This is a genomic window from Streptomyces sp. NPDC001663 (assembly GCF_042893105.1).
In the GTDB taxonomy this organism is placed as follows: Bacteria; Actinomycetota; Actinomycetes; order Streptomycetales; family Streptomycetaceae; genus Streptomyces.
This window is the reverse complement of record NZ_JBIAUR010000013.1, coordinates 285,007-311,692: the sequence shown is the minus strand read 5'-3', so window position 1 is coordinate 311,692 and position 26,686 is coordinate 285,007. Positions and strand designations below refer to the sequence as shown.

Sequence of the window (26,686 nt, the reverse complement as noted above, 5' to 3'; positions counted from 1 at the left end):
CAATGAGCATGACGGGGCCGGTCGATGACGTCCGTGTCCCTGGAGGGCTCCGATGGGTTCTGCCGCTGTGCTGGTCGCCAACCGCGGGGAGATCGCCGTACGCGTCCTGCGGGCCGCGGCGGAGATCGGGCTGCGCACGGTCGCGGTGTACGTCGAGGGCGACGACGCGCATGCCCGGCTGGCCGACGAGGCCGTGCGGTTGGGCGACCATCTCGACGGCGACGCGCTGCTCGCGGCCGCGCGGAGCACCGGGTGCGACTTCCTCCACCCCGGGTACGGCTTTCTCAGCGAGGACGCGGGCTTCGCGCACCGCTGCCTGGAGGCCGGGGTCACTTTCGTCGGGCCCACGCCCGAGGTGCTTGCGGTCTTCGGGGACAAGGCACGCGCCCGTGAGTTCGCCGTCGAGGCCGGGGTTCCCGTGCTCGCCGGGGCCGACGGACCGGACGGGGCACTGGAGTTGCTGGCCGCCGGACCCGTGATGATCAAGGCGGTCGGCGGGGGCGGCGGGCGCGGGATGCGGGTCGTACGGCGAGCCGCGGAACTGGACGAGGCCTGGGAGCGGTGTGCCTCGGAGGCGCAACAGGGCTTCGGGCGGGGCGAGTTGTATGCGGAACGGCTGCTGGAGGGCGCCCGGCACATCGAGGTCCAGGTCGTCGGGGATGCGACCGGAGCCGTCACGCATCTGTGGGACCGGGACTGCAGCGCACAGCGCCGCCACCAGAAGGTGATCGAGATCGCGCCCGCGCCCGACCTTCCCGAGGGGACCCGGGAGATGATCCTCGACGCCGCGCTGCGGATGGCCCGCGCAGCCGGGTGCTCGAGCCTGGTCACCTTCGAATTCATGCTCCGGGGCGAGGAGTTCTGGTTCATCGAGGCCAACCCCCGGCTCCAGGTGGAGCACACGGTCACCGAGGAGGTGACGGGGGTCGACCTGGTCGCCGTACAACTGCGGTTGGCGGCCGGGGCCACGCTGGACGGACTGGGGATGTCGGGGCCGCCGGCTCCGCCGCGCGGGTTCGCCGTGCAGGCCCGGGTCAGTGCCGAGGAGGCGGGGCGGATCACACGCTTCGACCTGCCGTCCGGTCCGGGTGTGCGCATCGACACGGCGATCCGTGCGGGAGCCGAAGTCGGCGTCCGCTACGACCCGTTGCTCGCGAAGGTGGTCGCGCACGTCCCGGCGGGCGACGCGGAGGCGGCGTGTGCGCGGGCGCGGCGGGCCTTGGGCGAGTTCGCCGTGGAAGGGGTGCGGACCGGGATTCCGCTGCTGCGGGAAGTGCTGGCCCGGCCGCGTTTCTGGGCGCACACGGGTGTGGTGGCGGAGCTTGCGCAGGCCCACGTCGCTCCCGAGGTGGAATCCCCGGACGGCACGGTCGTGGCGCCCCTCAGCGGCAACGTCGTCTCCGTCGACGTCTCCCCCGGTGAACCGGTGCGTGCCGGACAGCAGTTGCTGGTGCTGGAGGCGATGAAGATGGAGCACGTGGTGCGGGCTCCCGGCTCCGGAGTGGTTCGGCTGCTGCACGCGCGCGTGGGCGAAACGGTCGGCGAGGGCGCCCCGTTGGCCGCCGTGGACGGGCTGACCGGCTCGGAGGAGGACGAACTCGTCGAGGAACGGCTCGACCCGGACGCCGTGCGTTTCGACCTCGCCGAGGTCGTGCACCGGCACTCCTTCGGGCTGGACGAGAACCGGCCGGAGGCGGTCGCGAAGCGGCATGCCCTCGGCAGGCGCACCGCCCGCGAGAACATCGAGGACCTCTGCGACGCGGGCACCTTCACCGAGTTCGGTGCGCTCGCGATCGCCGCCCAGCGCAGCCGCCGCTCCCTGGACGACCTGATCCGCTCGACACCGGCGGACGGCATCGTCACCGGCACCGGGCACATCGACGGCCGACCGTGCGTCGTGATGTCGTACGACTACACGGTCCTGGCCGGTACCCAGGGACTGCAGGGCCACCGCAAGACCGACCGGATGCTGGAGCTCGCCGAGGAACGCCGGCTGCCCGTGGTGCTGTTCGCGGAGGGCGGCGGGGGCCGGCCCGGGGACACGGACACCACGGCCGTGTCGGGTCTGGACGTGACCACCTTCCAGCGGATGGGGCGGCTGAGCGGCCTTGTGCCGCTGGTCGGCGTCGTCTCGGGGCGGTGCTTCGCGGGCAATGCGGCGCTGCTGGGCGTTTGCGACGTGGTGATCGCCACGCCCGACGCGACGATCGGGATGGGCGGGCCCGCGATGATCGAGGGCGGCGGGCTCGGTGTGTACCGGCCCGAGGAGGTGGGGCCGCTGTCGGTGCAGGTGCCCAACGGAGTCGTGGACGTCGCGGTCGCCGACGAGGCGGAGGCCGTGCGGGTGGCGCGGCGGTATCTGTCGTACTTCCAGAGGGACCAAAGGGACCAAGGGGAGCAAGGGAGTTGGGAGGCGCCGGATCAGCGGCTGCTGCGGCAGGTGGTCCCCGAGAACCGGCGGCGGGCGTACGACGTGCGGGCGGCGATCACCGGGCTCGCGGACCTCGACTCGGTGCTGGAGCTGCGGCCGGAGTTCGGGGTGGGCGTGCTGACCTGTCTCGTGCGGATCGAGGGGCGGCCGCTGGGGCTGGTGGCGAGCAATCCGGCCCATCTGGGCGGGGCGATCGACCGGGACGCGGCCGACAAGGCGGCGCGGTTCCTGCAGTTGTGCGACGCCTTCGGGCTGCCGGTCGTCTCGCTGTGCGACACCCCGGGGTTCATGGTCGGCCCGGACGCCGAACGGACCGCGACCGTACGGCACTTCGCGCGGCTCTTCGTGATCGGCGCCAACTTGCGGGTGCCGGTGGTGAGTCTGGTGCTGCGCAAGGCGTACGGGATCGGTGCGATGGCCATGATGGGCGGCTCGACCCGGGCTCCGCTGGCCACGGCGGCCTGGCCGAGCGGGGAGTTCGGGGGCATGGGGCTCGAGGGCGCGGTACGGCTCGGCTATCGCAAGGAGCTGGAGGCGATCGCGGACCCGGCCGAGCGTGCGCGCGTCTTCGAGGAGCGGGTCGCCGAGTTGTACGAGTGCGGGAAGGCGGTCAACGCGGCGGCCGCGCTGGAGATCGACGCGGTCATCGACCCGGCCGGATCGCGGGCCTGGATTCTGGCGGCGCTGGAGCGGTGCCCCGTCACGGAGCCGGGACACCGGCCGTTCGTGGACACCTGGTGAGGGGAGCCCGGCGGTGCCCCGTCCCCCGCCCGGGGCACCGCCCGTTCATCACCGCCGGGTGAGCCCAACTGGCTCAGCTGGGGCGGATGTTCTGGTTGAGGCGGAACACGTTGTCCGGGTCGCGGTCGGCCTTGATGCGGGCCAGGCGGTCGTAGTTGCCGCCGTAGCTGGCCCGGACCCGTTCCTGGCCCTCGTCCATCATCATGTTCACGTAGGCGCCGCCGGCCGAGTAGGGGTGCAGGGCGTCGAAGTAGTCGACGGTCCACCGCCTGACGAGGTCCGCGTTGGCCGGGTCCGGGTCGACGCCGGCGTAGACGGAGGACCACTGGGCGCCGCGGTAGGCCCAGGGTGTCTCGTCGGGCCCGACGTCGTGGGCGGCGCCGTCGATCGGGTACAGGTGCATGGTCGACTGCATGGTCGGGACCTCGGCGCCGAACTTGGCGTGGAGCTGGACGGCCTCGTCGGGGATCTCGTTGACGAAGTCGGCGCGCCAGTACCACTGGTGGCCGGGCGGGTAGAGCCCGTCGAACATGGACTGCAGGTCGGGGTGGGGCATCGGTGCGGTGAAGTGCAGCATCGGCGTCGGGAGGGCGTCGAGCAGCGGGGCCATCTCGCGTGCGGCCGCCTCGGGGTCGCTGCCCGCGTAGCACCAGACGACGCCGGCCGTCTTGCGCATCTGGATGTCCTCGGGGAACGGCGGGGCCGGCGGGACGGTGCCGTACAGGAAGAACGCGTTGAGCTCGCGCGGTGCGTTCGGGAGGAAGTCCCGGTAGGCGCTGAGGACTTCGGCGCTGATCTCGACCGGCCAGAAGGTCGGCCCGCCGACGACCGTGCCGACCTCGTGCAGCCGGAACCGGAACGAGGTGACGACGCCGAAGTTGCCGCCGCCTCCGCGGATGGCCCAGAACAGGTCGGTGTTCTCGTCGGCGCTCGCGCGCACCTGCTGCCCGTCGGCCAGGACGACGTCGGCGGAGAGGAGGTTGTCGATGCTCAGGCCGCACTTGCGGGTCAGATGGCCGAGTCCGCCGCCCAGGGTGAGGCCGCCGACGCCGGTGGTGGAGACGATGCCGCTGGGGGTGGCGAGGCCGTGCGGGTTGGTGGCGCGGTCCACCTCGCCCCAGACGCAGCCACCGCTCACCTGGACGGTGCGGGCCGCGGGGTCGACGTGGATGTCCTTCATGGGTGACAGGTCGGCCACCACGCCTCCGTCGACGGTGCCGAGCCCGGCTCCGTGGTGGCCGCCGCCGCGGACGGCGAGGGGCAGGTCGTGGGCGCGGGCGAAGCCGATCACGCGGGCGACGGCGTCCGCGTCGGCGCAGCGTGCGACGAGTGCGGGGCGCCGGTCGATCATGGCGTTGTAGACGGCGCGGGCCTCGTCGAAGCCGGAGTCCTCGGGGCCGATCAACTCCCCGGTGAAGTCGGCCAGTTCCCTGCGCGCCGCCTGGGCGGTGGTGCTGGACATACGGATATCCCCCGTTTTTTCGGAGTCGGGTCGATTAGTACGTTCTACTCGGGTAGCGCGGGAGGGGGTATCCGTGGGTGTCACCTAGCTCGGGCTCGTGGGGTACCTACGTTTCGCGGTCGGCGAGCAGCCCGAGCTCGGCCGCGCGGACGGCTGCGTGGCGCCGGGTCGGTGCGTCCAGCTTGTCGAGGACGGCGCGTACGTGGTTGTCGACGGTGCGGACGGACACGACGAGCCGGGCGGCGATCTCGGAGTTGGTCAGGCCCTCGGCCAGCAGCCGCATGACCTGCAGCTGGCGTTCGGTGAGGCCGGCCGGATTGCCGCGGGTGGCGGCGAGCGGGCCGCGCGGGATGTGGGGCACGCCGAGCCTGCGCAGCTCGGCGCGGACCAGGCGGGCGAGGGGTTCGGCGCCGAGGGCGTCGAGGCGGGCGAGGGCGGTGAGTTTGTCGGCGGGTTCCGGGCTCTCGGCGAGCGCGGCGGCGTATTCGTAGGGGCAGCCCGCGGTGTGCCACAGGGCCGCGGCGCGCCGCCATTGCCCGCGGGCCTGCAGGGCGTACGGGTGCCCGGAGTCGTGGTCGGCGGGGACGGGGTGCCCGGCCTTGGTGAGCCAGTAGCCGAGTTCGGCGCGGTAGGGCACGCCGGCCAGGTGGCGGGCCTGGGCGTGGAGCGGGGCGACGGCTTCGATCACGGCGGCGTGGTCCCCGCGCAGCCAGGCCGCCTCCGCGAGCGCGGCGGCGACGGGACCGGTGCGCTGGAGTTCCCGGGTCCGTACGGCGATCTCCCGTGCCTCGGCGAGGAGTTCACCGGCGCCGGGTCGGCCGCAGCGGGTGCGGATGCGGGCCAGGACGGTCAGCGCCGGGCAGCGGGCGGGCAGGAAGTCGTGGATGCCGAACTCGGCATGCCGCTCGGCGTCCTCCCAGTCGGCGGCGGCGAGCCTGCGGATGGCCAGCTCGACGTGGAGATAGGTGAGGAAGCCGAGGTGTTCGGCGCGGTCGGCGAGGTCCATGGCCGGGGGCAGGAGGCGATCGGCCTCCGCGTACTGCAGATTGTCGAGCAGGGTCCAGATGAGATTGGCGTAGGCGCGGCACGCGTGCTCGACCTCGCCGGCGTCGAGGGCGACCTCGAGGCTCTCCTCCAGCTGGTGCCGCCCGCCGGGGTCTCCGCCCCGCCAGCGGGCCGTGCCCTGGTTGTTGAGGGCGTGCGAGAGGATCGCCGCGTCGTCCGTCTTGCGGGCCAGGACGATGGCGCGCTCGGCGTGTTCGACGGCCTCGGGATAGCGGTCGGAGAGCATCCGCAGCTGGGCGATGTTGCTGACGGCGAGCGCAAGCAGCCGGTCGTCGCCTGCGTGTTCCAGTACGGCGACGGCCTCGCGGGCGGCGGCCTGCGCCTCGTCGGCGTCCCCGGCCCACCAGTGGATACGGGAGAGCCAGCGCAGGTCGGCGCCGAGGGCGACGGTGTCGCCGAGCTTGCGGCGCAGGGCGACCGCCTCTCGCTGGGCGGTGACGGCGGCGGCCGAGTCGGCGATGGTGTAGCTCTCCACTGCGTAGCGTTCGAGCAGGTCGGCGAGTTCGGGCGGGGTGTAGCGGTGCCGTTGGTGCAGGACGAGCCGGAGCTGGGCGGCTGCCTCGCGGTGGGCGCCGGCTCCGGAGGCGTCACGGGCCGCGTCGGGCCCGTACCGGGCGATGGCGTCCCGGTCGCCGGCCTGGGCGGCGTGGTGGACGATGCGGGCGGCGTCCGAGCCGGGGCGGGCGACGAGGGCCGCGAGGACGTTGCGGTTGAGGTCGATGCGGCGGGCGGCGGGCACGGAGTCGGCGACCGCGCGCCGGATCAGCTCGTGCCGGAACGCCACCCGCTCCGGGGCCACGGCCAGCAGCCCGCGCTGCTCGGCTTCCGCGAGGACGGCCACGCCTTTGGTCAACAGCGCGTCGACCAGGGGGCGTTCGACCGCGGAGGGGACGACGGCCAGCTGCTCCAGGGCGTCCACAGTGGCCGGGTCCAGTCCGCGCAGCCGGGCGAGCACGGCGTCGACGACCGTCGGGGGCACTCCCCCGGTGCCACCCGCGGCCACGACCTCGCTGACGAAGAAGGGGTTGCCCGAGGTCACCTCGTACACCTGCGCCGGGTCGAGCCCGCCGGGCGCGCTGAGCGTGCGGACCGCGTCGAGGGACAGCCGGGCCAGGGGCAGTCGGTGCACACGGGGCGCGCGGGAAACCTGGCCGAGGAGGTGGCGCAGGGGGTGGCCGCGGCTCAGCTCGTCGTCGCGGTAGGTGAGGACGAGCAGGGCGGGCAGCCGCTCCATCCGCCGTACAAGGAATCGCAGGGCGTCCAGGGACGCCTCGTCGGCCCAGTGCACGTCCTCGATCACGAGCACGGCCGGGTGCGGGGTCACGGCCAGTTCGCCGTGCAGGGCCTCGTAGACGCGGTGCCGGTCGCCGCCCTCGGTGACGGCGCGGGCCAGCTCGGCGCCCACGCTGCCGACCAGGTCGCGGAACGGGCCGAGCGGCCGCCGCGTCGCCAGGTCGTCGCACTGGCCGACGAGCACGCGGGCCTGCAGCGGGAGCCGGTCGGGCATGGCCTTGACCAGGCTCGACTTACCGATCCCGGCCTCGCCGAAGACGAGCAGCACCGAGCCCGCCCCGGCCGCCGCCTCACGCGCGGCCGAGGCCAGTCGCGCCAGCTCGGGCTCACGTTCGAGGATCCCCCAGTCCACTCCGCCGATTCTGTACGGGAGGCCTTCATGAACACCACCGCCCGAACCCCTCCCCTTCGGCCTTCCCGGCCCCACGCCCGGTGCCTACAGTGCGCAGCAGGTGGACACCCCGCGGCTTGAAGGGTGAGTCGGATGTTCCAGAACGCCGAGGAAGCCAGGAAGTTCATCTCGGACGTGGACGTGAAGTTCGTGGACGTCCGCTTCTGCGACGACCACCGGGGAGCGACCGTTGTAACGCGTGAGCGTCGACCGCCTGGGCGCCTGCGTCAGTGATGTTCCGCTGTACGCCGCCCGGAAAGCACCTCGACATGCTCACCCTGCACACCCTGTTGTCCGCCAACCCCTACCCCGGCCGTGGCGTCCTGTGCGCCCGCACCCGCTCCGGAGCCGTGCTGGGCGGCTACTTCCTCTCCGGCCGCAGCCCGGCCTCGCGCGACCGTGCGCTGAAACTGGTCGACGGCGAGCTCGTGGTCGGGCCCCTCAGCCCCGGGAAGCACGATCCGCTGCGCCACTACGCCGCCGCCACGACCGCCGGTGACTGGCTGGTCCTCGGCAACGGCGAGCAGGTGTCCCGGGCCGCTCAGCGCCTGCACGCGGGGGCCTCCCCCACCGAGGCGCTGAGCGGCTTCGCGTACGAACCGGACCCGCCGATCCGGACGTCCCGCATCCTCGCCGTACAGGACCTGGAACCCGGCGAAGCCGTCCTCCTGACCACGTACGAGTCCGACGGCGAACAGGCCTCGGTCGCCGCCCCCTTCACCGAGGCCACCGTCGGCGCGGGGACCGGCGAGGAACTGCTGGACGAGTACGTCGGCGAGTCCGACGGGCAGCAGGTCGTGAGTACGGCGGGGAAGGCCGCGTACGTGCCCTGACGTGCAGGGGCCTGCACCGCGCGCGGGGCCGGCTCACCACCCGTGGATGGTGAGCCGGCCCGTTCGGCGGGTTCAGCAGCCGTTGGCCCAGATGTGGGAGTCGCCCCGGTCGTTGGCGGCCGCGTCGTAGCCGACCTCCTGTCCCGGGGCCAGGCAGATGGTGACGCCGTCGCTCTGCCAGGCGCTGGCGTACACCTTGACGTGGTCCTTGATGCCCGGGCCCGAGATCCCGTGGTTGGCCCAGGAGCTGTCCTCGTCGGCGATGTTGCTCTCCCACCAGCCGTCGTCGCCGGTCCAACTCACGGACAGACCACCGAAGTTGGCATCGGTGTAGGCACAGAAGCTCCCGGAGGCGCAGGTGGCGGCGGCCTGGGCGGTGCCGGGCACGGCGGCCAGGGCGGTTCCGGCGGCGAGGAGCACGCCGGCAGCGGTGATGAAGGCCTTGCGCATGATGCAGTTCCTTTCGGTTTGTAACACATTGCGGTTGAGCGATTGCATGGAGTGAGGTCTGGTGTTTGCAGTGAGGTGATGACGGCTGCCGGGGGACGTGTCAGATCCCGTGACGCACGGCGTACTCCACGCCGTGTTCGCGCAGTTGCCGGTGCCGGCCGATCAAGTCGGCGTATTCGGCGCGCAGTTCGGCCGTGTAGCGCTTCTCCAGGCGGGCGCCGGTGGCCGCCAGATCCGTGCGCCGGACGCACCGCGCCTCGGCGACGGCGTACCGCTTCTGCAACTCGGCGGCCTGATTCGGCTCGAGGTCACGGGCGCTGCGCCGCCATGCGCTGCGCAGGTCCGCGGGGTCCTCGGCCTTGTGCACCGGCGCGATGCACCGCGCCCAGCGGGCGAGGGCGGCCCGGTACACCGGGTCCCGGGTGACGCGTCGGTGCGCGGCGGCGGCGAGGTTGTTCACGGCGACATCGCTGCGGAACCAGGCCGCCTGGTCGCCGTAGAGGACCCGTTGTGCCTCGGCGAGGCAGCCGTCGCTGTTGGCCTTGACGACGAGTCCGGTGGCCGTTCGGGTGGACAGTTCCCGGCGTCCGGTGCCGAACAGCGCGTCGGACAGCCGCTGTTGCTGCGCCAGGGTCTTCTTGTCCGGCTGCGGCGCCTGCTCCGTCCGGTGTGTGCGCCCGGTCTGCGCCGCGATGCCGAAGCCGTGCCCGGCGGCCCAGGCCGGGTCGTCGATCCCGTACGGGAACTGACGCTCGCCTTCGCCGACCTGAGCCTGTGCGGTCGACTTCACCGACCCGCTCGACGCCTGCGGGACCGGCACCTTGCGGTCCGTCAGGCAGCGCTGTACAAGCACGGACTGAGCCTTCTTCAGCAGATCGTCCTGAGCCCGGGTGGACCGCGGCACGGACCGCGGCTCCCCCGCTTCGTCGCCCTTGCCGCAGCCGCCGACCACGGTCGCCACGCACAGCGACAGCGCCACCGTGGACACGAACCTGGAAGCCCGCACCGTGGCCACCCCTCACTTCGATCAGCCGTCTTCCGACTCCCCCGTCGGCTTGTTTTCCATTAGAGGGGAGAGGGAGGCGGCTGTGATCCTGTGAAGTCATAGGGCGCCGGCGGGCAGTGTGCGCCGTCCGCCCTCAGTACATCGGCTTCCGTACGGAATGCGCGGCGTACTGCTGTCGGGCCAGCGCGGTCGCCTGCGGGCGTGGGAGCAGTTGGGGGCGGCGGGCAGCGGTGGCCGAGGCGTTCGGCCACCTCTGGCCCCGGAGGTGGAGCAGGCCCATGACGATCGCCACACCGATGGCTATGAGGTGCTCGCGGCCGGCGAGGTTCGGTACGGCGACGGACTCCCACACCATCGACCCGCCGGTGAGCATGAACAGCACGGGTGCGCGCCGGACGACGGAGAGATAGGTGAACAGGCCCACGACGGCGGCCGAGGGTCCGGTGTCGAGGACGTGCCCGATCTCGGGCGGCAGCCCCAGCCCCCACCAGCCCGGCCCGATCGCGATCATCACCCGCACCATCAGGGTGCCGGCCAGCGTGGTCGCATACGCGATCGCCAGCGTCCGGGCCCTGCCGAGGGCGAGCTCGGCCAGCGCGAACGCGAGGAACAGCTGCGTGATCCCCGCCCACACCGGCAGATCCAGGGCCGGCACGTACAGCGACACGGGAGTGCGCAGCAGCGCCAGCCCCAACGGCAGGTCGGCGGTGACGCCGCCGAGCATCCGTACCACCACCGCACCGGCCGGCCGCTGCGCCACCGCGTGGAAGAAGATCACCCCGAAGGCGGCGACGAAGGCCAGGGTCAGCGAGGGCAGCCCGCGGGTGCGCAGTTGCCGTATCGGATCGACGACGATGCCCTGCCATTCCCCGCGCACCGTGCGCCAGGCGAACCCCGCCACCCGCCGCCACACGGCCCGCGGCCGCTCCCGCCCGGCGCCGCCCGGCGCGCGGGACGGATCGTCATCGCACAGGTCGTCCTCGCGCAGCTTTTCCTCGCAGAGCAAAGGTGCCCCCTAAGTTCCCCCGCCGACAGGACGTCCTGGGGATCTCCGTACGTTCTCCGAGGAGATGTACGGACATGGACGCCCGACGCCGCAGATTCCGTAGAACAAGATGACGGAACGGGCCTTCCGGTTCGGATCCTCAGGCCTGTTTTTCCAGGTCGGCGGCGAGCCGTGCGTCACGTGCCCCGACCGCAAGCAGCCCGGCCGTGTACAGCGCAAGGACGGCGGCCAGCAGCAGGTAGTAGAGAGGCGGCAGCGGGGTCAGGCCGAGGAGCGCACCCGGCGGGGACAGGGGCAGCAGCAGTCCTACGGCGGTCAGCGCGGCGGCGGCCCAGCCGATCGGGCCCTCGGCCCGGCGGCGGCCGGCGCGCAGCAGGAGCATCACGGCGGCCTGGGTGAGCAGGTTCTCGCTGAACCAGCCGGAGTGGAACACCGCTTCGCCGTCCACGGCATCCCGGCCGTGCAGGGCGAACGCGAGTACGCCGAAGGTGGCCAGGTCGGCGACTGCGTTGAGCGCACCGAAGCCGGTGATGAAACGCAGCAGGGCACGGGGGCGCAGCACGGTCGGGCGGCGCAGCACGCGCGGGTGCGGCCGGTCGCATGCGAAGGCGAGCTGCGCGGCGTCGAAGCACAGGTTCTGGGCCAGCACCTGCGCCGGGAGCATCGGCAGGAAGGGCAGCAGCAGACCGGCGCCGAGCATCGCGATCACGTTGCCGAGGTTCGAGGAGAGGGTGATGCGCAGATACGCGGCGATGTTGCCGCCCGCGTGCCGGCCGGCCGTGATGGCGTGGCCGATCGCGGTCAGGTCCTTGTCGGCCAGCACCACGTCCGCGCTCTCCCGGGCGACCGGCACGGCGTCGCGCGGGGCGATGCCGACATCGGCGGCGCGCAGCGCGGGCAGGTCGTTGACGCCGTCGCCGAGGTAGCCGACGGTGTGCCCGCCCGCGCGCAGGGCGGCGGCGATGCGGACCTTGTGCTCGGGGGCGCAGCGGGCGAAGACGACGGTGCGGGCGGCGACCTCGGTGAGTTCGGCGTCGGTGAGGCCGTCGATGCGGTCGGCGGTGAGGACGCCGTCCTCGGGCACGGTGATCCCCAGGTCGCGGCAGGTGCGGACCGCGGTCCCCGGGTGGTCCCCGGTGAGGATCCTGACGGTGACGCCCCGGTCGGCGAGGACCTGCAGGGCCTGGGCGGCGGTGGGCGCGAGGGCGTCGCGCAGGGTGACGAACCCGCGGAAGGTGAGGCCGCGTTCGTCGGCCGGTGTGCAGTCCCGGATGCGGGCGGGGCGTTCTGCGGTGGCGACCGCCAGCACCCGCAGTCCGCCGTCGGCGTGGGCGGTGGCGAGGGCGAGCAGGCGTGCGCGCTCCTCGTCCGTCGCCGTGCAGCGATCCAGTACGGCCTCGACGGCTCCCTTGACGACCAGGGTGTGCGTGCCGAGCGGGCCACCCGGGGTACGGACGACGGCGGTGGCGAGACGGCGTACCGCATCGAAGGGGATCGCCGCCACGCCGTCGTACGCCGTCAGGTCGTCCTCGTCGGCCGCGTCCAGGAGTGCGTCGTCGAGGGCGTCCGGCGCGGGCAGGTCGGCGAGCTGGAGGGTCCACCAGGCGTTCACCGCGGCCCAGCGCAGCACCGCCGGGTCGTCGCGGCCGTGCGGGTCGAGGGCGCGGTGGACGGTCGGCCGGTCCTGGGTGAGGGTGCCGGTCTTGTCCAGACACAGCACGTCCACGGCGCCCAGGTCGTGCAGCGCGGGCAGCCGCTTGACGATCACTCCGTGGCCGCGCGCGAGCTGCGCCGCTCCGCGTGCCAGGCACGTGGTCACGATCACCGGGAGCATCTCGGGGGTGAGCCCGACGGCCACCGCGACGGCGAACGGCAGGGTTTCCAGGCCCCGGTCGCGCAGCGCGGCGTTGACCATGAGGACCAGCGGCGGGGTCAGCAGCATGAACCGGATCAGGATCCATGAGATCCCGTGCACCGAGCGGTCGAAGGCGCCGGCCTGCCGCCGGGCGGCGAGCGCGCCGTGGGCGGCGGCGAACCGTGTCCGGGCACCGGTCGTCAGGACGACCGCCGTACCGCTGCCGGAGGCGATGCTGCTGCCCTGGAAACACAGCTGCGGCCGGTCGAAGTCCCCGCCGCCGGCCGCCCGGACCGCGTCGGCGGCGTCCTTCGCCGCGGGGGCCGACTCGCCGGTCAGCGGGGCCTGGTGCACGGTCAGGCCCTGCGCCCGCAGCAGCCGTACGTCGGCCGGGACCACGTCTCCCGGGCCGAGGCGGATCACGTCGCCGGGCACCAGCTCGGCCACGGGTATCTCCCGCGCCCGGGGCGAAGCCTCGTCCCCGGGGCGGCGCAGGACGGTGGCGGTGGCGGCGACCAGGTCGCGCAGCGCGGCCATGGACCGGTCGGCGCGGTGCTCGCCGGTGGCACGCAGGACACAGCTCACGGCGACCAACAGAAGGATCACGCAGGCGGTTCCCCAGGAGGTGGCTGTGGCCGACACCAGGCCGAGGCACAGCAGTACGGCGGTGAACGGATCTCGCAGACCGCGTACGAAGAGCCGAGGCCAGGATGGGTCGCGCTGCGCGGGCAGCGTGTTCGCTCCGAAGCGGGCCTGGCGCTCCTCGGCCTGCGTCTCGGTCAGTCCGCGGGGGCCGCTGTCCAGGCGCCGGAGGGTCTCCAGCACGGTCGGCACGCCCGGCTCCGGCGAGATGCTCCCCGGCACCGGCTCATCCGGGGGAGCCCCGGCGCCGGGTGCCGCGGCCGCGGAGGTCTCAGCCACCGGTCCCGCGCAGCGCGCGCACGGGCATGGGCGCCGCCTCGGCGCGTGCGGCGAGCTGGCCGACCATCAGGCGCACCACGGTCACGACATCGGGGTCGCCGACGAAGTAGATCTGCCGCCGGCCCTCCCGGCGGGAGCGGACGAGACCGGCGAGCTTCAGCTTCGTCAGGTGCTGACTGACCGCGGGCAGGGCGCCGCCCACCCGGTCCGCGAGGCGGGTGACATCGCTCTCGCCCTGGGCCAGCGCCCACATGAGGTGCAGTCGGGCGGACGAGGCCAGCAGTCCGAAGGCGGCGGCCGCCTCCATCAGTACCTCGGCGGACGGGTCCTCGAATCCCCCGACGTCGGCTGCCACAGTCCTCTCCCGTCCCGCCCGGTCACCGTCAACGCACGTGCGCCGCCCAGTGTATGAGCCGGACCGGCACGCCCGAGCCGCCTAGCGCCCGTCCTCCGCCGCCCCGTCGTCGGCGCCGGAACACCGACGGGCCGCCGTCACATAGACCCAGGCGAGGTCGCCGACCGCCGTCCCGACGGCCATGGCCCCGGCGATCAGCCCGACCGTGATCAGCCCCTCACCGACGTAGGGCCGTCCGTCGAAGTGGCGCAGCGTGAAACCGAGGAGCAGAAAGGCGATGGCGGCGACGGCCGGCAGCCTCAGCACGAGCACGTCCCGCACGGGCGCACGCCCGACCGAGATGCTGGTATCCGCCCTTGACGGCTCAGGATCCTGCATGGCATCTCCCCCGGTGGTTGACAGCCCGCGGCGGCTCTCGAGCCGACCGCGCCCGCATGAGCGGTTCTGGGTTGGCGAGTGTAATGGTTGTCGCCTTGCGCAAACTTTGAAGGCCCGAAAGTGAACATCTGCTGTCCGACAGGTGTACAACCATTCACCCCCTGCTCATGTCGAACTGGCGAACATCGGCGGCGCTGCCGCAATGCGATTCCTGGGGGGGAATTTTGTTCACGACCGTTCGTTGGTGGTGTGGCGTCCTGCGTGTGCGTGGGAAGGCCGACCTGCTGCTGGTCTTCCTGTTCGGCGCGGGCTTCGCGGCACTGCCCGTCTTCGCGCTGCTGCCGTCCCTGTGGGGCTTCGCCGCGGCGTCGGCGGTGAGCTATGTCGCGGACGAGGTGTTGCACACCCGGGCGCCCGGCTTCGTCCGCAGGCTGGCGGCCCTGCAGCTCGACCGCACCCTGCGGTTCGCCGTCAGATCGGTGATGCTGCTCGCCCTGGCCAACCGTATGGACGCGCCGGGTCCGGTCCTGGTCGTCGGGCTCGCCGTCTTCGGCGCCCACTTCACGATGGTGATGCTGTACTCGGCGCTGCACCACGCCATCCGGCGCCGCCGGGTGCTCCCCGTCGTCGTACGCAATCTGGACATGAGCGGGGCGGGCATCCCGCAGAGCCCGCCGGACCTGCTGTACCGGCGGTTCCTGCGCAAGCTGCTCCATCTCGACCTGCCCGCCCACGCGGGGCTGCTCACCGCGCTGGCCGCCGGGACGTGGTACCCGGCCGGCATCGGCTACGCGCTCACGGCGGGGCTGGGCGTTGCGGCGGTGGTGGCGCTGTGGGGACAGTTCCGGGCGGCCCGCCGGATGCCGCGCCGCGAGGACGCGATCGGCGAGGTCAACCGGCAACTGGCCGGGTACCGGCCCGAAGTGGCCCTGTACTTCAGCTTCGCCGCGGTCTCCCGGGACTTCATGTACCAGGTCAACATGTGGATCGAGACGCTCGAGCAGCTCGACCGTCGGCCCTTGATCATCCTTCGGGAGCACGCCTCGTTCCGGCATCTCAGCCGCACCTGGATCCCGGTCGTCTGCGTCCCGAAGGCCGACGACCTGGCCGAGCTGGACCTGCCCGACGTCCGGGTCGTCCTCTATCCCGGCAACGCCGGCAAGAACGTGCACATGCTGCGCATCGCCGAGGCCAAGCACGTCTTCATCGGGCACGGCGACAGCGACAAGCTCGCCAGCAGCAACCGCGTCAGCAAGGTGTACGACGAGATCTGGGTGGCCGGCCGCGCCGGACGGGACCGTTACCAGCGGGTGCGGCACGCCATCGCCGACGAGGCCATCGTCGAGGTGGGCCGCCCGCAGCTGGCGCCGATCCGGCTGCACGCCGACCACACCCCTGGCCCGCTGCCGGTCGTCCTGTACGCCCCCACCTGGGAGGGCTGGAGCGACGACGACTGCCACACCTCCCTGATCCCGATGGGCGTGAGGCTGGTCGAGCAGCTCCTCGAGCAGAACGTCCGCGTCATCTACAAGCCGCACCCGCTCACCGGCCGCCGCTCCGCCGAGGCGGCCGCCGCGGACCGGGCCGTGCGTGCGATGCTCGCCGCCGCAAACGAGCAGCACGAGGCCACGGGAGCTCAACTCGCCTCGGCCGAGCGGCGGTTGACGGAGATCCGGACCCGGCTCGACGAGCTGTCGGGGCAGCACGGCGGCGACTACGTCCAGCAGACCCGTGACGCACGCGTCCCCGACCGCGACGGCGCGGCCGAGTGGCACGACCTGCGCGCAGAGTGGCACCGGCTCTTCTGGGAGAGCTCGGGCCCGGTCCGCCACCACGTGATCACCGAACAGCTGCCGACGTTGTACGACTGCTTCAACCAGGCGGACGTCCTCATCAGCGACGTCTCCTCGGTGGTCGCCGACTTCGTCGCCAGTCTCAAGCCGTACGTGCTGACCAACGCGCTGGACCTGCCCGACGAGGAGTTCCGGGCCGCATACACCACCGCCGGAGGCGCTTTTCTCCTCGACCGCGAGTGCACCCGGCTGCCGGAGATCCTGCGCTCCGTCCGCGAACCGCGCCACGACCCGATGGCCGCGCGACGCCGCGTTCTCAAGGAGTACGTCCTCGGCCCGGACCGTCCCGCCTCCATGGAGCGGTTCAACGCAGCCGTCAACGCGCTGGCCGAGCGGGCGGCGGCGGAGACGGCAGCCGAACGGGGCACGGCCGGCTCGGCCGAGCTGGTCGGTCTGGTCGACCCGGCGGGGTGAGCGTCCGGGCCGCCTACGACCGGCGCCGCGGCTTTCCGCGCTTGGCGGGCTTGGCCCCCTTGGAGCCGCCTGTGCCCCCGCGGGGGTTCCGGGTGGTCGCCTTCCCCGTGGTCTTCGCGGCCGCGGGCTTACGGCGCGGTTGGCCGGCCTTGTCTGCGGCCTTGTCCTGCGGCTGAGGCGACGCTGCCTGACGGCCGCGGGAGCTGTTGACCGTGCGGCCGCGGACGATTCCGATGAAGTCCTCGACCATGTCGGTCGTGGCCTCCTCGGGCCACGACAGGGCGACGCCGGACTGAGGGGCGTCCACGACCGGCCGGTAGGTGAGGTCCCTGCGGTGGTGGAGGCGGGCCAGCGACTGGGGGACGACCAGCAGGCCGATGCCCGCCGCGACCAGTTCGACGGCGTCCTCGGTGGTGGCGGGGCGTTCGAAGGCGGGCTCGCCGGGCGGCCGGTCCCAGTCGAAGACGTCGTCGAGGGGGTGGAGGACGACCTCCTCGGCGAGGTCCTCGAGGGTCACCTCGTCCGCCGCCGTGATCACGTGGTCCTTGGGGACCACGACCACCGTCGTCTCGGTGTAGAGGGGAATCGCGCTGAAGAACGTACGGTCGACCGGCAGCCGCACCAGCCCCGCGTCGGCCGTACCGTCGCGCAGCACGCCGGAGGCCTCCGCGGCCGGTACGGCGAGGAGGGTCAGCGGGATGTCGGGCAGGCGCTCGTTCCAGATCCGCACCCACTTGGCGGGCGTCGTCCCCGGGACGTACGCAAGCCGGAACACTGGGGATGCTTCCGAGCCTGGCATTCCGCCAGGTTACCGGCCGTGGTCGGCGGGCCCGTACGCGCTCGTTACCCTGGACGGCATGAAGTCGCACCAGACCGCCCAGACGATGAAGCCCGCGACCGCGGCAAAGAAGCTGGGTGTGTACCTCGAGGCCACCCCCGCCGAGTTCCGTGAGGGTGTCGTCTCGCGCGCCCAGCTCGACGCCTTCCAGGCCGATCCGCCTCAGTGGCTGCGCGAGCTGCGGGCCAAGGGTCCGCACCCCCGTCCGGTGGTCGCGGAGAAGCTGGGCATCTCCATCTCCGGTCTCGCACGCGGTGGGATCACCGAGCCGCTGACGACCGAGCAGATCGAGGCTCTGAAGCAGGAGCAGCCCGAGTGGCTGGTGAAGGAGCGCGCCACCCAGGCCGAGGTCCGCAAGGAGGGGGCGCGCATCAAGAAGCGCAACGCCGAGCGCGCGGCGCGCGCCGATCACCCGCGATCCTGACGTCCCGAGTCCGCGGCCGCGACAGTCCGTCGCCGCCCGGACTCCGTGCGTATATGAAGGGGCCGATCTGACGGCGCATCAAGACGAAGGTCACAAAAGCGTATCGGACATTCCGCCCTTCAACCTTCACACGAGCCGCACAAGTTGGCTAGCTTGGCATCAGGCCGCTCGAGTCACTCCGGCGAACCCCGTCGGGAAGCGCGGCCTCCGCCGAGTCCGGTGCGCCTCTGTGGGCAGCCGGAGCCGGGGACCCAACCGAATCATGGGGTGAATCGGCCCAACTGCCCTTCGGGGCAAGGGCCGTAGGGCAATCCTTCCGGAACGACCGCCCGAACCCGACAGCTAACTCGGTAGGCGGAGCACGGAAGGAGTACGGCTCCCATGGCGCCGGAACGATCGTCGCGTCCTGGAGGCACAGGCCTCCCCGGTATGCGCAACTCCGCCCTCGCCACGGCGGCCCTCACCTCGGTGGCGCTGCTGTCGCAGACCGCCGACGCCGCACCGCTCACGGGGGACGAGGGACCCAGCCGCGAGGACGTCCGGCAGCGTGTGAGCAGCCTCTACGACCGGGCCGAGGACGACACCGGCCAACACAACCTGACCCGTGTCCAGCAGGCGGCCAAGCGCGGTCGCGTCACCCCTGCCGGCCGGGCCAGGCGCTCGGATCCCGATCTCGACAACGTCACCAGGCAGTGGTTCGACGGGGCACGGGCATCGCTGGGCCCGACGGTTCCGGCGGTGCTGCCGTCCGACCGCACACCGGCCCGCCCGGCCGAGACCCGGCGTGCGCGTCCGGCGGAGTGGGCGGGCGACGCCCGTGCCGGCCGTGAGCTGGAGGCAGCCCCGCGGCCCGTTCCCGAGCTGCCCGCGGCGGGCGCCCGCCGTCCGGTCGCCGAACTGACCGCCGGTCCCACGGCCGCGCTTCCCGCCGTGCCGGCGCCGCGTCAGGAGGCGGCCGTCGCCGCACTGCCCGCGGCGGCCCCCGAGTCGAAGCAGTCCTCGCTGCGGAAGTCCAAGCAGGAGAACCAGCGCAAGATCGCGGCCGCCAGCGAGCTGCTCTACCGGTACACCGCCCAGCAGACCTCACTCCCGCGTCCGGCCCTGGACAGCTGGCAGACGGCCGCGCAGCAGAGCGCGCCGCTCGCCGCGATCGAGCAGCCGCAGCCCGCCTGGGCGACCACGGCACAGCAGGCCGTGGTGCAGGCACAGCCGCCCCAGGGCGGCTGGCAGGACCCGGTGGCGCAGGAACAGGCCCGCCGTGCGGCCGACGAGGCGTGGCGACTGCAGCAGCCGTCGGTGCTCGACACGGGCGTACCGATGGCTGAGCAGTGGCGCCCGCAGGGGCAGACGGTGCTGGACACCGGCGTGCCCATGACCCAGGAGTGGCGCCCGCAGGAGCAGACGGTCCTCGACACCGGCATACCCATGACCCAGGACTGGCGCTCGCAGCAGCCGTCGGTGCTCGACACGGGCATACCTGCGGCCCAGGAGTGGCGCCCGCAGGACCTGACCGTCCTCGACACCGGTGTCCCGGCGCCGCAGACGCCCATCGGCACGAAGGCCGACCGGGCCGTCGCCTTCGCACAGGCGCAGATCGGCAGGCCCTGCCTGTGGGGTGCGGTCGGGCCGGAGTCGTACGACAACGCCGGTCTCACCCAGGCCGCCTGGAAGGCCGCCGGGGTCGCCCTGCCGCGGTCCACGTCCGAGCAGGCGAGCATCGGCACGGTGATCCCGCTCGCCGAGAGCCGTCCCGGGGACCTGATCTTCTTCCACGACAACTTCAGCCACGTCGGCCTCTACACCGGCAACGGCATGATGATCCACGCGCCCGGCCCGGGTTCGGTCATCCGCGAGGAGTCGATCCACAACGCGGGAGAGGCGGCGATCCGCATCGCCGTACGGCCCGCGTGAGTTTCAGGCACGCCGGTCGAGCCGTGCCACCAGCAGCTCGGTGAACTGCGAGGCCGCCCACGGGAGTCGGCGGCCGAGCATCGTCTGGACCTGGGCCTCCCGCTGCCGGAAGACCGGGTGGTCCACCCGCACGTGCACGACGCCCTCAGTGCCCTCGTCCAGGTCGCCGAGATCGCCGACGAGGGCGACGCCACCGCCGCGGCGCACGAACTCGTACAGCGGGGCGAGCGCATCGCAGACCAGGGCCGGACGGACCGTGATTCCCTCCAACTGGGCGCCGATGTCGAAGAGTTCACGCTGACTGGTGCCGGCCGAGCCGAGCGCGAGCGGGTGGGCGCACAGCTCGGCCAGGGTGATCCGCTCCCGCCCCGCCAGCTCGTGCCCTGCCGGGACGATGGCGGCCACCGGGATGACGACGGCGCACTCCACCCGTACGTCGTGCTGCGGGCCCATCGCATAGGTGGCGGCGACGTCGGCGATGCCCTCGGCCACCCGCCGGGTCGCCTCCTGGCGGTGCACGATGTCGAGGCGGAAGGTGACGTCCGGATGTGCCCGCCGGAAGTCGGCCATCGCGCCCGGTACGACGCGCCGGGCGAACCCCTCCGAGCAGGTGACGGTGACGCTGCGGACGTCCGCCCCGCGCCCGGTGCGCAGTTCGTCGACGAGCGCGGCCGATTCGGCCTCGCTGCGGCGGGCGTGCGCCAGCAGCCGGGAGCCGGCGTCGGTGACGGTCATCCCGCGCGGATGCCGGACGAACAGCGGCACGCCGACTCCGGCCTCCAGCTTGGCGATCTGCCGGCTGATCGCCGACGGGGCGACGTTCAGCGTCTGGGCGGCCTCGCTGACCGAGCCGGTCCGCGCGACCTCCAGGAAGTAGGTGAGGCTCACCGGCACCAGTTGCATCGCGTTCCGCTCCCCCGTCGTGGTTTGCCGAGAATAGAACGCAGGGCTCTACAAACGGCAATGGTCGCCGCCCGCAATCCGCCCTACGCTCCATGCCCATGTTCTCTGCGCAGCTGCTCCGCAAGGCCCGGGATTTCGTGGACTCGGGCGCGTTCTTCACCGAGCTGGCGGCCATGGTCGGCTATCGGACCGAGAGCTCCCGCCCCGAGTCGAGCGTTGCCGTCACGGCATACCTGGACGAGGTGTTGGCGCCGGCCCTGGTCGGTCTCGGGTGCAGTGTGCGGACGTACGACAACGTCGATCCGCGCGGCGGGCCGTTCCTGGTCGGCAGGCGTGTCGAGTCGCCCCGGCTGCCGACCCTGCTCTGCTACGGGCACGCGGACGTGGTGGAGGGGCAGGAGGGCCGGTGGGGTGCGGGCCGGGATCCCTGGACCCTGACCGCGGAGGGCGAGCGCTGGTACGGGCGCGGCGCGGCCGACAACAAGGGCCAGCACCTGGTCAATCTGGCCGCGCTGCGGCTGCTGTTGGCCGAGCAGGGCACACTCGGATTCAACCTCACGTTCCTGTTCGAGACGGGTGAGGAGATCGGCTCTCCGGGGCTCGCGGAGTTCGCCGCCGCGCACCGTGAGGAGCTGCGGGCGGATGTCCTGATCGCCTCGGACGGGCCGCGTGTGGACGCGGTGACGCCGACGCTGTTTCTCGGGGCGCGCGGCGGGGTGCAGATCGTGCTCGACGTGGATCTGCGCCCGGACTCGTACCACTCGGGCAACTGGGGCGGGGTGCTGCGCAATCCGGCGACCACGCTGGCGGGGGCGATCGCGAGCCTGGTGGACGGGCACGGCCGGATCCGGGTGCCGCAGCTGTTGCCGCCCGAACTCCCGGACGCCGTAAGGGAGTCGGTGGCCGGGGTGACCGTCGCGGGCAGCCCCGGTGACCCGGTGCCGGACGAGCGCTGGGGCGACACCTCGCTGACCGCCGCCGAGCGCCTGTACGGCTGGAACACGCTGGAGGTGCTGTCGCTGGGCGCCGCCGACGTCGACCGGCCGGTCAACGCGATCCCCGGGCGGGCCCGTGCGGTGCTCCAACTCCGGTACGTGGCGGGCACGGACGTGAGCCGGGTCGGCGAGATCCTCGCCGAGCACCTGGCCAAGGACGGCTACTCGATGGTCGACGTGACCGTGACCGGGCGGTTCGACGCGGGGCGTACGCCGCTCGACGACCCGTGGGTGGACTGGGCGAAGTCCGCACTGGAGCGGGTGGCCGAGCGGCCGGTGACCGTCCTGCCCAACATCGGCGGTTCCCTCCCCCACTCCGTCTTCACGGACGTGCTCGGCGTGCCCGCCCTGTGGCTGCCGCACTCCTACCCGGGCTGTCTGCAGCACGCCCCCGACGAGCACCTGCTCGCGCCGATCGCCCGCGAGGGCCTGGTCCTGGCGACGGCGCTGTTCCACGCCCTCGGCAATCCGAACCGCGAACTCCCGCTCCCCGCGCCCCCGAAGGAACCCCGATGACCGTTGAACAGTCCCCGCCGACGACATCCGCCGGACCCGCGCCGACGGCCACGAAGCGTGCGATCGCGGCGGCCACCGTCGGCAACGCGCTCGAGTGGTTCGACCTCGCGCTGTATGCGCTGCTGGCCACGTACATCGGCCGCACCTTCTTCCCGTCCGGCGACCCGGGCGTCCAACTCGTCCAGACCTACGCGGTGTTCGGGGTGACGTACCTGATCCGCCCGGTCGGCGGGCTGGTGCTGGGCGCGTACGCGGACCGTCGCGGCCGCAAGAAGGCGCTGATGCTGTCCATCCGGCTGATGGTCGCGGGCACGCTGCTGATGGCGTTCATGCCGGGCTACGGGACGCTCGGCATCACCGCGACGCTCGGCATCGTCCTGGCCCGGCTGCTCCAAGGCTTCGCCGCGGGAGGGGAGTTCGGCGCGGCGACGTCCTTCCTCGTCGAGCAGAACGCGGCGCGCAAGGGCTTCCTCGGCAGTTTCCAGTTCGCGAGTCAGGGGCTGTCGACCCTGCTGGCGGCGGGTTTCGCGGCCGGGCTGACGACGGTGCTGTCGGATGCACAGATGACGTCGTGGGGCTGGCGGGTGCCGTTCGTGTTCGGGCTGCTGATCGGGCCGGTGGGGTACTTCGTGCGCCGCTACGTCGAGGAGTCCCCGGCGCTGGACCAGGAACCCGAACCGCGCTCCCCCGTCCTCGCGGTGTTCCGCGACCACTGGGGCGGACTGCTGATCGCGGGCGGTGTGCTGGTCGTGTCGACGGCGCTGAACTTCATCCTCCAGTACCTGCCGACCTTCGGCATACGGGAGTTGGGCCTGGACGACTCCCTCTCCTACGTGGCCCTGTTCGTCACCGGCGCGATCCTCACCCTCGGCACGCCACTCGTCGGCCTGCTCGCCGACCGGCACGGCCGGCTGCGCATCATGCTGCCGTCGGCCCTGCTGATCGGGGCCGCGGCGGTCCCGCTGTTCATGTGGCTCACGACCTCGCCGTCGTTCCTGACCCTCACCCTGTGCATGGCGGCCCTCGGCCTGCTGAAGGCGGCGTACTTCGGGGCGCTGCCCTCGGTGATGTCCGACGTGTTCCCGGTGCGGGCGCGGGCGACCGGCCTGTCCTTCAGCTACAACACCACGGTCGCCGTCTTCGGCGGCTTCACCCCGACGATCGCCGCGGCCCTGGTCACCACGACCGGCTCGCGCGTCTCACCGGCGTACTACCTACTGGCGGTCGCCGTACTGAGCACAACCGCACTGGCCGCGAGTGCGCGCACGCACGGCATCCGGTGAGCCTCAGGACGCGTCGAGTTCGAGCAGCCCGAGCCGGACGACCTCGCTGACCGTGCCCGCGCGGTTCTCGGTGCCCAGCTTGCGGTAGATCCGCACCAGGTGGGTCTTCACCGTGGCCTCCGTGAGGAACAGGGCCGATGCGATGGCCCTGTTGCTGTGGCCCTGGGCGAGGAGCCGTACGACCTCGATCTCGCGGTCGCTGAGGACCGGGCCCGGGTCGGTCTGTCCGACAAGGCGGGCGGCGGCTTCCGGGGCCAGGCCCATGCCCCCCGCGGCTGCGGCCCGTACGGCGCGGAAGAGTTCCTCGGGCGGGCCCGCCTTCAGGATGTAGCCGCGGGCGCCCGCCTCCACGGCCCGTACGACATCGCCCCGGCCGCTGGAGCTCGTCAGCACCACGACGTTCACGCCCGGGACCGCGGCGGTGATGCGGCGGGTGGCCTCGATGCCCCCGAAGCCGTCGTCCGTGGCGCCGGCGTCCGTCAGGCGCAGGTCCATCAGGACCACGTCCGGCCGCAGGCGCTCGGCGAGCCGCACGGCCTGCCTGCCGTCGCCGGTCTCCTCGATGACGTCGAAGCCGGGCTCGCCCTCCAACAGGGCGCGCAGTCCGGCCCGTACGACGGTGTGGTCGTCCACGATCATGACCCGTAGCGACGGGGCGCCGTCGCTCACCGTGCGCCGATCAGGATGCGCTCGTCGACGGGGAGGACCGCACGGATGCGGGCGCCGCGTCCAGGTGCGCTGTCGACGACGAGAGTGCCGCCGAGCGTGCTCAGCCGGTCGCGGGCGGCGGCCAGGCCGAAGCCGCGGTCGGTGCCGTTCGGGAGGGCGGAGTGGGGGTCGAAGCCCGTGCCGTCGTCGCGTACTTCGAGGGCCGCCGTGCCGTCCCGGTAGGCGAGGATGACGTGGATGTGCGTGGCCCCGGCGTGTTCGCAGGCGTTGGCCAGCAGGCCCTGTGCGACTCGCAGCAGGGTCACGGCCTGTTCGGCGGGCAGCGGGAACGGCTCGCCCTGTGTGCGGAAGGTGATCCGGGACGCCGCGGCGGTCGGCTGCGGGCGGGTGCAGAGCTCGCGCAGCGCCGTGTCCAGATCGTCGCGTTCCAGAGCGGGCGGGGTGAGGTCGCTGATGATGGTGCGGGTCTCCTCGAGGTGCGCGCCGAGGGCCTCGGAGACCGCTCGCACCTGCCGCAGGGCGGCGTCGGGGTTGCGGCTGAAGTCGCGCTCGGCGGCCTGGAGGAGCATGCGGCTGCCGGAGAGTTCCTGGGCGAGGGTGTCGTGCAGGTCCCGGGCGATCCGGGCCCGCTCCGCGAGCCGCCCGGCCTCCCGCTGCCGCTGGGCCAACTCGCCCCGGGTGGCGGCCAGTTCGGCCGTCAGTCGCTGCTGGTTGCGGTAGAGGAGGACGGTGGCCCAGACGGCGGCGACCGGCGGCGCCAGCACATCGGGGTCGGGGCCGCCGCCGATCCGCACCAGCGAGGCCACCAACAGCGCCGTGATGACGCCGAGCGCCGCCGCCCGCACCGCACGGCCCGGCATGCGTACGGCGACGACGGCCAACGGCACGGCCAGCCACGCGTATCCGAAGGCGAGCGGCGCCGGCAGCTTCCAGGCCACCCACGTCCACAGCAGCAACAGCAGCCCGAGCCAGACCGGCAGCCCCCGGCGGCCCAGCCGGTCCCACCGGGCGAGCCCGGCGGCGTACAGCAGGGCCAGTGCGGCGGTGGGCGGCGCGATGGACCAGCACAGCTCGTCGTACAGCTGCACCAGCCGTACGAGGGTGCCGGCGACGGCGACCAGGAAGACCAGGTGCGGAAGGTGCCGTGCCGAGGCGGACGGCCGACGGACGGCGAGGGCGATGGCGGGCACGGCGGCGGCTCCCTGGGGGCGGGCCGGTCGGATGCGACAAGAGTGTGCAGATTGTATGCCGCGCCCTGTGTGACCGTTGTAAGCCCCCGAGGAACCTGCTGTCCGTGCGGGAGTCAGCGCCCGGGGTGCAGTCCGAGCCAGCCCGGCGACGGGTCGCCCTTGACCTCGCCGAAGTACAGGGCGAAGGTCTGCTTCAGCCGCTCGATCGCGGCCCGGTCCTCCATGAACCGGGGGAAGCCGTCCACGTGCGCGTCCGGGTTCTCCCACACCGGCTTCAGACCCGGCGACGGCGTGACATCCGTACGGACCGACCAGCCGTTGAAGCTGCCCTTCTGCCGCTCCTCGGACAGCACCCAGTTGAGGTAGAGCTTGCCGGCGGCGGGGTGGGCGGCCTGCTTCAGGATCGCGGCCCGCTGGCCCCACGCCATGAAGGGGTGCCCCTCGGGCAGCACCCACTTGGTCGTGGTCGACGTGGACACCGGGCTGCCGCTGGTGCCGACGCCGATGGTCTTCTGCTTGCCGCCCACCGCGACGGACGGGCTGTTGGAGCCGCGGGCGAACTGCGGGTTCTGCGCTGCGAACTTCGCCACCCAGTCCCAGCCGTACGTCTTCTGGTAGAGCGAGAAGAGGTAGAGCACCGCGTCGTCGTCGTGCGGGTAGGACGAGGCGATGGCGTCCTTCCAGCGCGAGTCGACCAGGTCCTGCGGGGACTTCGGGGCGTTGGAGCCGGCCCCCGCGACGTCGTACAGGAAGCTGAAGGCGATGACCTGGATCGCCGTCCACGCGCCGTCCGGGTCCTTGAACCCCTTGTGGACCTCGGAGAACCCGGCGGGCTTGTAGCGCAGCAGCTTGCCCTCCCGCTTCCAGCGGGTGAAGTCCTGAAGGGTCTGCAGCTGTACGACGTCGGGGACCAGGGTGCCGGTCGCCAGCTGGTTGTCGACGCGGACGTCGTGGTACTTGCTGTAGTCCACGACGGCGGTCAGCTCGACCTCGGGGAAGCGCTGGGCCCATGCGGCCCGCGTCCCGGCGGCCTGGCTGTCGACGTCGCCGCCCTGGTAGAGGACGAGCTTGCCGCCCTCGGCGACCGCGGCCTCGTACAGCTCGTCGAGCGAGCGCGTCTCCTCACGCACTCCGAAGGCGGACGTCCCGGAGCTCCCGGCGCCCGGTGCGGCCGATGCGGTGCCGGCGGCGGCACCGGCGAGCGCGACGCCCGCGCCTGCGGCGAGCAGCCGGCGCCTGCTGAAGTCCGTGGACATGGTGGGGGTCCTCTCCTCGGTGATCCTTTACGACCGCGGCAAGTCTTGCCCGGCGGGGCCGCTCTCCGCGTCGCCCGAAGACCCGGATCGGATTCAACCGTTCGATGGAACGGACGGCGTGCAGGCGATCGCCGACGAAGTCGCCGCCTGGCCGCCGCCCTCGCCGCCGCGGGGCTCGCATTCGGAACGGCCGCCTGCGGCTCGGGTTCCGACGGTGCCGGTTCCGGCGACCCGAACACGCTCGAGG

At 72.7% G+C, this 26,686-nt stretch carries 21 protein-coding genes and 1 riboswitch; of the genes, 8 read left to right on the top strand and 13 right to left on the bottom strand.

From position 1 onward, the window contains the following. Nucleotides 1–52 precede the first annotated feature (52 nt). The gene (locus ACFY1L_RS37305; protein ID WP_388834575.1) at nt 53–3,172 is read left to right on the top strand and encodes a carboxyl transferase domain-containing protein; all 3,120 of its coding nucleotides are present in this window, start codon (nt 53–55) and stop codon (nt 3,170–3,172) included. 73 nt (nt 3,173–3,245) lie between these two features. Here ACFY1L_RS37305 and ACFY1L_RS37300 read toward each other — a convergent pair whose 3' ends face one another. Both ACFY1L_RS37300 and ACFY1L_RS37295 read right to left on the bottom strand, forming a co-directional pair. Next, nucleotides 3,246–4,634 carry an FAD-binding oxidoreductase gene (locus ACFY1L_RS37300; protein ID WP_388834572.1) on the bottom strand — a complete coding sequence of 463 codons (1,389 nt, stop codon included), beginning with the start codon at nt 4,632–4,634 and terminating at the stop codon, nt 3,246–3,248. A 106-nt stretch (nt 4,635–4,740) separates the two neighbouring features. Further along, the gene (locus tag ACFY1L_RS37295) at nt 4,741–7,344 is read right to left on the bottom strand and encodes an ATP-binding protein (RefSeq protein WP_388834569.1); all 2,604 of its coding nucleotides are present in this window, start codon (nt 7,342–7,344) and stop codon (nt 4,741–4,743) included. 132 nt (nt 7,345–7,476) lie between these two features. Between ACFY1L_RS37295 and ACFY1L_RS37290 the strand changes: the two genes are divergently transcribed. Both ACFY1L_RS37290 and ACFY1L_RS37285 read left to right on the top strand, forming a co-directional pair. Beyond that, entirely contained in the window at nt 7,477–7,617 is a 141-nt protein-coding gene (locus tag ACFY1L_RS37290; protein WP_388834771.1) for a hypothetical protein, read from the top strand. Between the two features lie 35 nt (nt 7,618–7,652). Beyond that, on the top strand, nt 7,653–8,216 hold the full coding sequence (locus ACFY1L_RS37285; protein WP_388834565.1) for an IMP cyclohydrolase: 564 nt from the start codon (nt 7,653–7,655) through the stop codon (nt 8,214–8,216). 72 nt (nt 8,217–8,288) lie between these two features. Here ACFY1L_RS37285 and ACFY1L_RS37280 read toward each other — a convergent pair whose 3' ends face one another. The 6 genes from ACFY1L_RS37280 to ACFY1L_RS37255 all read right to left on the bottom strand — a co-directional run bounded on the left by ACFY1L_RS37280 (nt 8,289) and on the right by ACFY1L_RS37255 (nt 14,187). Then, the gene (locus tag ACFY1L_RS37280; RefSeq protein ID WP_388834562.1) at nt 8,289–8,666 is read right to left on the bottom strand and encodes a peptidase inhibitor family I36 protein; all 378 of its coding nucleotides are present in this window, start codon (nt 8,664–8,666) and stop codon (nt 8,289–8,291) included. A 100-nt stretch (nt 8,667–8,766) separates the two neighbouring features. After that, a complete protein-coding gene (locus ACFY1L_RS37275) occupies nt 8,767–9,672 on the bottom strand; it encodes a hypothetical protein (RefSeq protein ID WP_388834560.1) in 906 nt (301 codons plus the stop codon). 133 nt (nt 9,673–9,805) lie between these two features. Next, nucleotides 9,806–10,678, bottom strand: coding sequence for a hypothetical protein (locus ACFY1L_RS37270; RefSeq protein ID WP_388834550.1), 873 nt, complete (start codon nt 10,676–10,678; stop codon nt 9,806–9,808). A 139-nt stretch (nt 10,679–10,817) separates the two neighbouring features. After that, on the bottom strand, nt 10,818–13,454 hold the full coding sequence (mgtA, locus tag ACFY1L_RS37265) for a magnesium-translocating P-type ATPase (protein WP_388834543.1): 2,637 nt from the start codon (nt 13,452–13,454) through the stop codon (nt 10,818–10,820). After that, nucleotides 13,447–13,809, bottom strand: a complete 363-nt coding sequence (locus tag ACFY1L_RS37260; RefSeq protein ID WP_388834537.1) for an ArsR/SmtB family transcription factor — start codon at nt 13,807–13,809, stop codon at nt 13,447–13,449. The genes mgtA and ACFY1L_RS37260 overlap by 8 nt, the downstream gene beginning before the upstream one ends. Before the next feature lie 81 nt (nt 13,810–13,890). Beyond that, entirely contained in the window at nt 13,891–14,187 is a 297-nt protein-coding gene (locus tag ACFY1L_RS37255) for a hypothetical protein (RefSeq protein ID WP_388834531.1), read from the bottom strand. A gap of 263 nt (nt 14,188–14,450) precedes the next feature. Here ACFY1L_RS37255 and ACFY1L_RS37250 point away from each other — a divergent pair, with 263 nt between their 5' ends. After that, the gene (locus ACFY1L_RS37250) at nt 14,451–16,454 is read left to right on the top strand and encodes a hypothetical protein (RefSeq protein WP_388834522.1); all 2,004 of its coding nucleotides are present in this window, start codon (nt 14,451–14,453) and stop codon (nt 16,452–16,454) included. Nucleotides 16,455–16,467: 13 nt separating this feature from the next. Here ACFY1L_RS37250 and ACFY1L_RS37245 read toward each other — a convergent pair whose 3' ends face one another. After that, a complete protein-coding gene (locus tag ACFY1L_RS37245) occupies nt 16,468–17,253 on the bottom strand; it encodes a LysR family substrate-binding domain-containing protein (RefSeq protein ID WP_388834519.1) in 786 nt (261 codons plus the stop codon). Nucleotides 17,254–17,311: 58 nt separating this feature from the next. Here ACFY1L_RS37245 and ACFY1L_RS37240 point away from each other — a divergent pair, with 58 nt between their 5' ends. Both ACFY1L_RS37240 and ACFY1L_RS37235 read left to right on the top strand, forming a co-directional pair. Beyond that, nucleotides 17,312–17,716: a DUF5997 family protein gene (locus ACFY1L_RS37240; protein WP_388834516.1), complete on the top strand. Its 405-nt coding sequence runs from the start codon at nt 17,312–17,314 to the stop codon at nt 17,714–17,716. Nucleotides 17,717–17,914: 198 nt separating this feature from the next. Next, a riboswitch (cyclic di-AMP (ydaO/yuaA leader) is annotated at nt 17,915–18,089 on the top strand. Nucleotides 18,090–18,097: 8 nt separating this feature from the next. Continuing rightward, nucleotides 18,098–19,627 (top strand): NlpC/P60 family protein, encoded by a 1,530-nt coding sequence (locus tag ACFY1L_RS37235; RefSeq protein ID WP_388834511.1) that lies wholly within the window; start codon nt 18,098–18,100, stop codon nt 19,625–19,627. 3 nt (nt 19,628–19,630) lie between these two features. On the opposite strand, the gene ACFY1L_RS37230 is transcribed toward ACFY1L_RS37235, so the two are convergent. Beyond that, nucleotides 19,631–20,530, bottom strand: coding sequence for a LysR family transcriptional regulator (locus tag ACFY1L_RS37230; protein WP_388834508.1), 900 nt, complete (start codon nt 20,528–20,530; stop codon nt 19,631–19,633). A gap of 98 nt (nt 20,531–20,628) precedes the next feature. On the opposite strand from ACFY1L_RS37230, the gene ACFY1L_RS37225 reads away from it, so the two are divergent. Both ACFY1L_RS37225 and ACFY1L_RS37220 read left to right on the top strand, forming a co-directional pair. Continuing rightward, complete coding sequence (locus ACFY1L_RS37225) at nt 20,629–22,041, top strand: M20 family metallopeptidase (RefSeq protein ID WP_388834505.1); 1,413 nt, start codon at nt 20,629–20,631, stop codon at nt 22,039–22,041. After that, nucleotides 22,038–23,324, top strand: coding sequence for an MFS transporter (locus ACFY1L_RS37220; RefSeq protein WP_388834503.1), 1,287 nt, complete (start codon nt 22,038–22,040; stop codon nt 23,322–23,324). Before ACFY1L_RS37225 ends, ACFY1L_RS37220 begins: the two co-directional genes overlap by 4 nt. Nucleotides 23,325–23,327: 3 nt before the next feature. Here the strand turns inward: ACFY1L_RS37220 and ACFY1L_RS37215 are convergent, their stop codons facing one another. From ACFY1L_RS37215 to ACFY1L_RS37205, 3 genes are all read right to left on the bottom strand, one after another. Continuing rightward, on the bottom strand, nt 23,328–23,963 hold the full coding sequence (locus tag ACFY1L_RS37215; protein ID WP_388834762.1) for a response regulator: 636 nt from the start codon (nt 23,961–23,963) through the stop codon (nt 23,328–23,330). A 26-nt stretch (nt 23,964–23,989) separates the two neighbouring features. Further along, a complete protein-coding gene (locus tag ACFY1L_RS37210) occupies nt 23,990–25,183 on the bottom strand; it encodes a sensor histidine kinase (protein ID WP_388834500.1) in 1,194 nt (397 codons plus the stop codon). A 113-nt stretch (nt 25,184–25,296) separates the two neighbouring features. Beyond that, nucleotides 25,297–26,439 (bottom strand): ABC transporter substrate-binding protein, encoded by a 1,143-nt coding sequence (locus ACFY1L_RS37205; RefSeq protein WP_388834497.1) that lies wholly within the window; start codon nt 26,437–26,439, stop codon nt 25,297–25,299. Between the last annotated feature and the right edge of the window lie 247 nt (nt 26,440–26,686).

Excerpts from the sequence above, each read along its gene's own strand:
- ACFY1L_RS37290 (WP_388834771.1), top strand. The coding sequence starts at position 7,477 with ATGTTCCAGAACGCCGAGGAAGCCAGGAAGTTCATCTCGGACGTGGAC.
- ACFY1L_RS37255 (WP_388834531.1), bottom strand. The coding sequence starts at position 14,187 with ATGCAGGATCCTGAGCCGTCAAGGGCGGATACCAGCATCTCGGTCGGG.
- ACFY1L_RS37240 (WP_388834516.1), top strand. The coding sequence starts at position 17,312 with ATGAAGTCGCACCAGACCGCCCAGACGATGAAGCCCGCGACCGCGGCA.
- ACFY1L_RS37245 (WP_388834519.1), bottom strand. The coding sequence starts at position 17,253 with ATGCCAGGCTCGGAAGCATCCCCAGTGTTCCGGCTTGCGTACGTCCCG.
- ACFY1L_RS37220 (WP_388834503.1), top strand. The coding sequence starts at position 22,038 with ATGACCGTTGAACAGTCCCCGCCGACGACATCCGCCGGACCCGCGCCG.
- ACFY1L_RS37300 (WP_388834572.1), bottom strand. The coding sequence starts at position 4,634 with ATGTCCAGCACCACCGCCCAGGCGGCGCGCAGGGAACTGGCCGACTTC.
- ACFY1L_RS37235 (WP_388834511.1), top strand. The coding sequence starts at position 18,098 with ATGGCGCCGGAACGATCGTCGCGTCCTGGAGGCACAGGCCTCCCCGGT.
- ACFY1L_RS37225 (WP_388834505.1), top strand. The coding sequence starts at position 20,629 with ATGTTCTCTGCGCAGCTGCTCCGCAAGGCCCGGGATTTCGTGGACTCG.
- ACFY1L_RS37205 (WP_388834497.1), bottom strand. The coding sequence starts at position 26,439 with ATGTCCACGGACTTCAGCAGGCGCCGGCTGCTCGCCGCAGGCGCGGGC.
- ACFY1L_RS37305 (WP_388834575.1), top strand. The coding sequence starts at position 53 with ATGGGTTCTGCCGCTGTGCTGGTCGCCAACCGCGGGGAGATCGCCGTA.
- ACFY1L_RS37280 (WP_388834562.1), bottom strand. The coding sequence starts at position 8,666 with ATGCGCAAGGCCTTCATCACCGCTGCCGGCGTGCTCCTCGCCGCCGGA.
- ACFY1L_RS37285 (WP_388834565.1), top strand. The coding sequence starts at position 7,653 with ATGCTCACCCTGCACACCCTGTTGTCCGCCAACCCCTACCCCGGCCGT.
- ACFY1L_RS37215 (WP_388834762.1), bottom strand. The coding sequence starts at position 23,963 with ATGATCGTGGACGACCACACCGTCGTACGGGCCGGACTGCGCGCCCTG.
- ACFY1L_RS37230 (WP_388834508.1), bottom strand. The coding sequence starts at position 20,530 with ATGCAACTGGTGCCGGTGAGCCTCACCTACTTCCTGGAGGTCGCGCGG.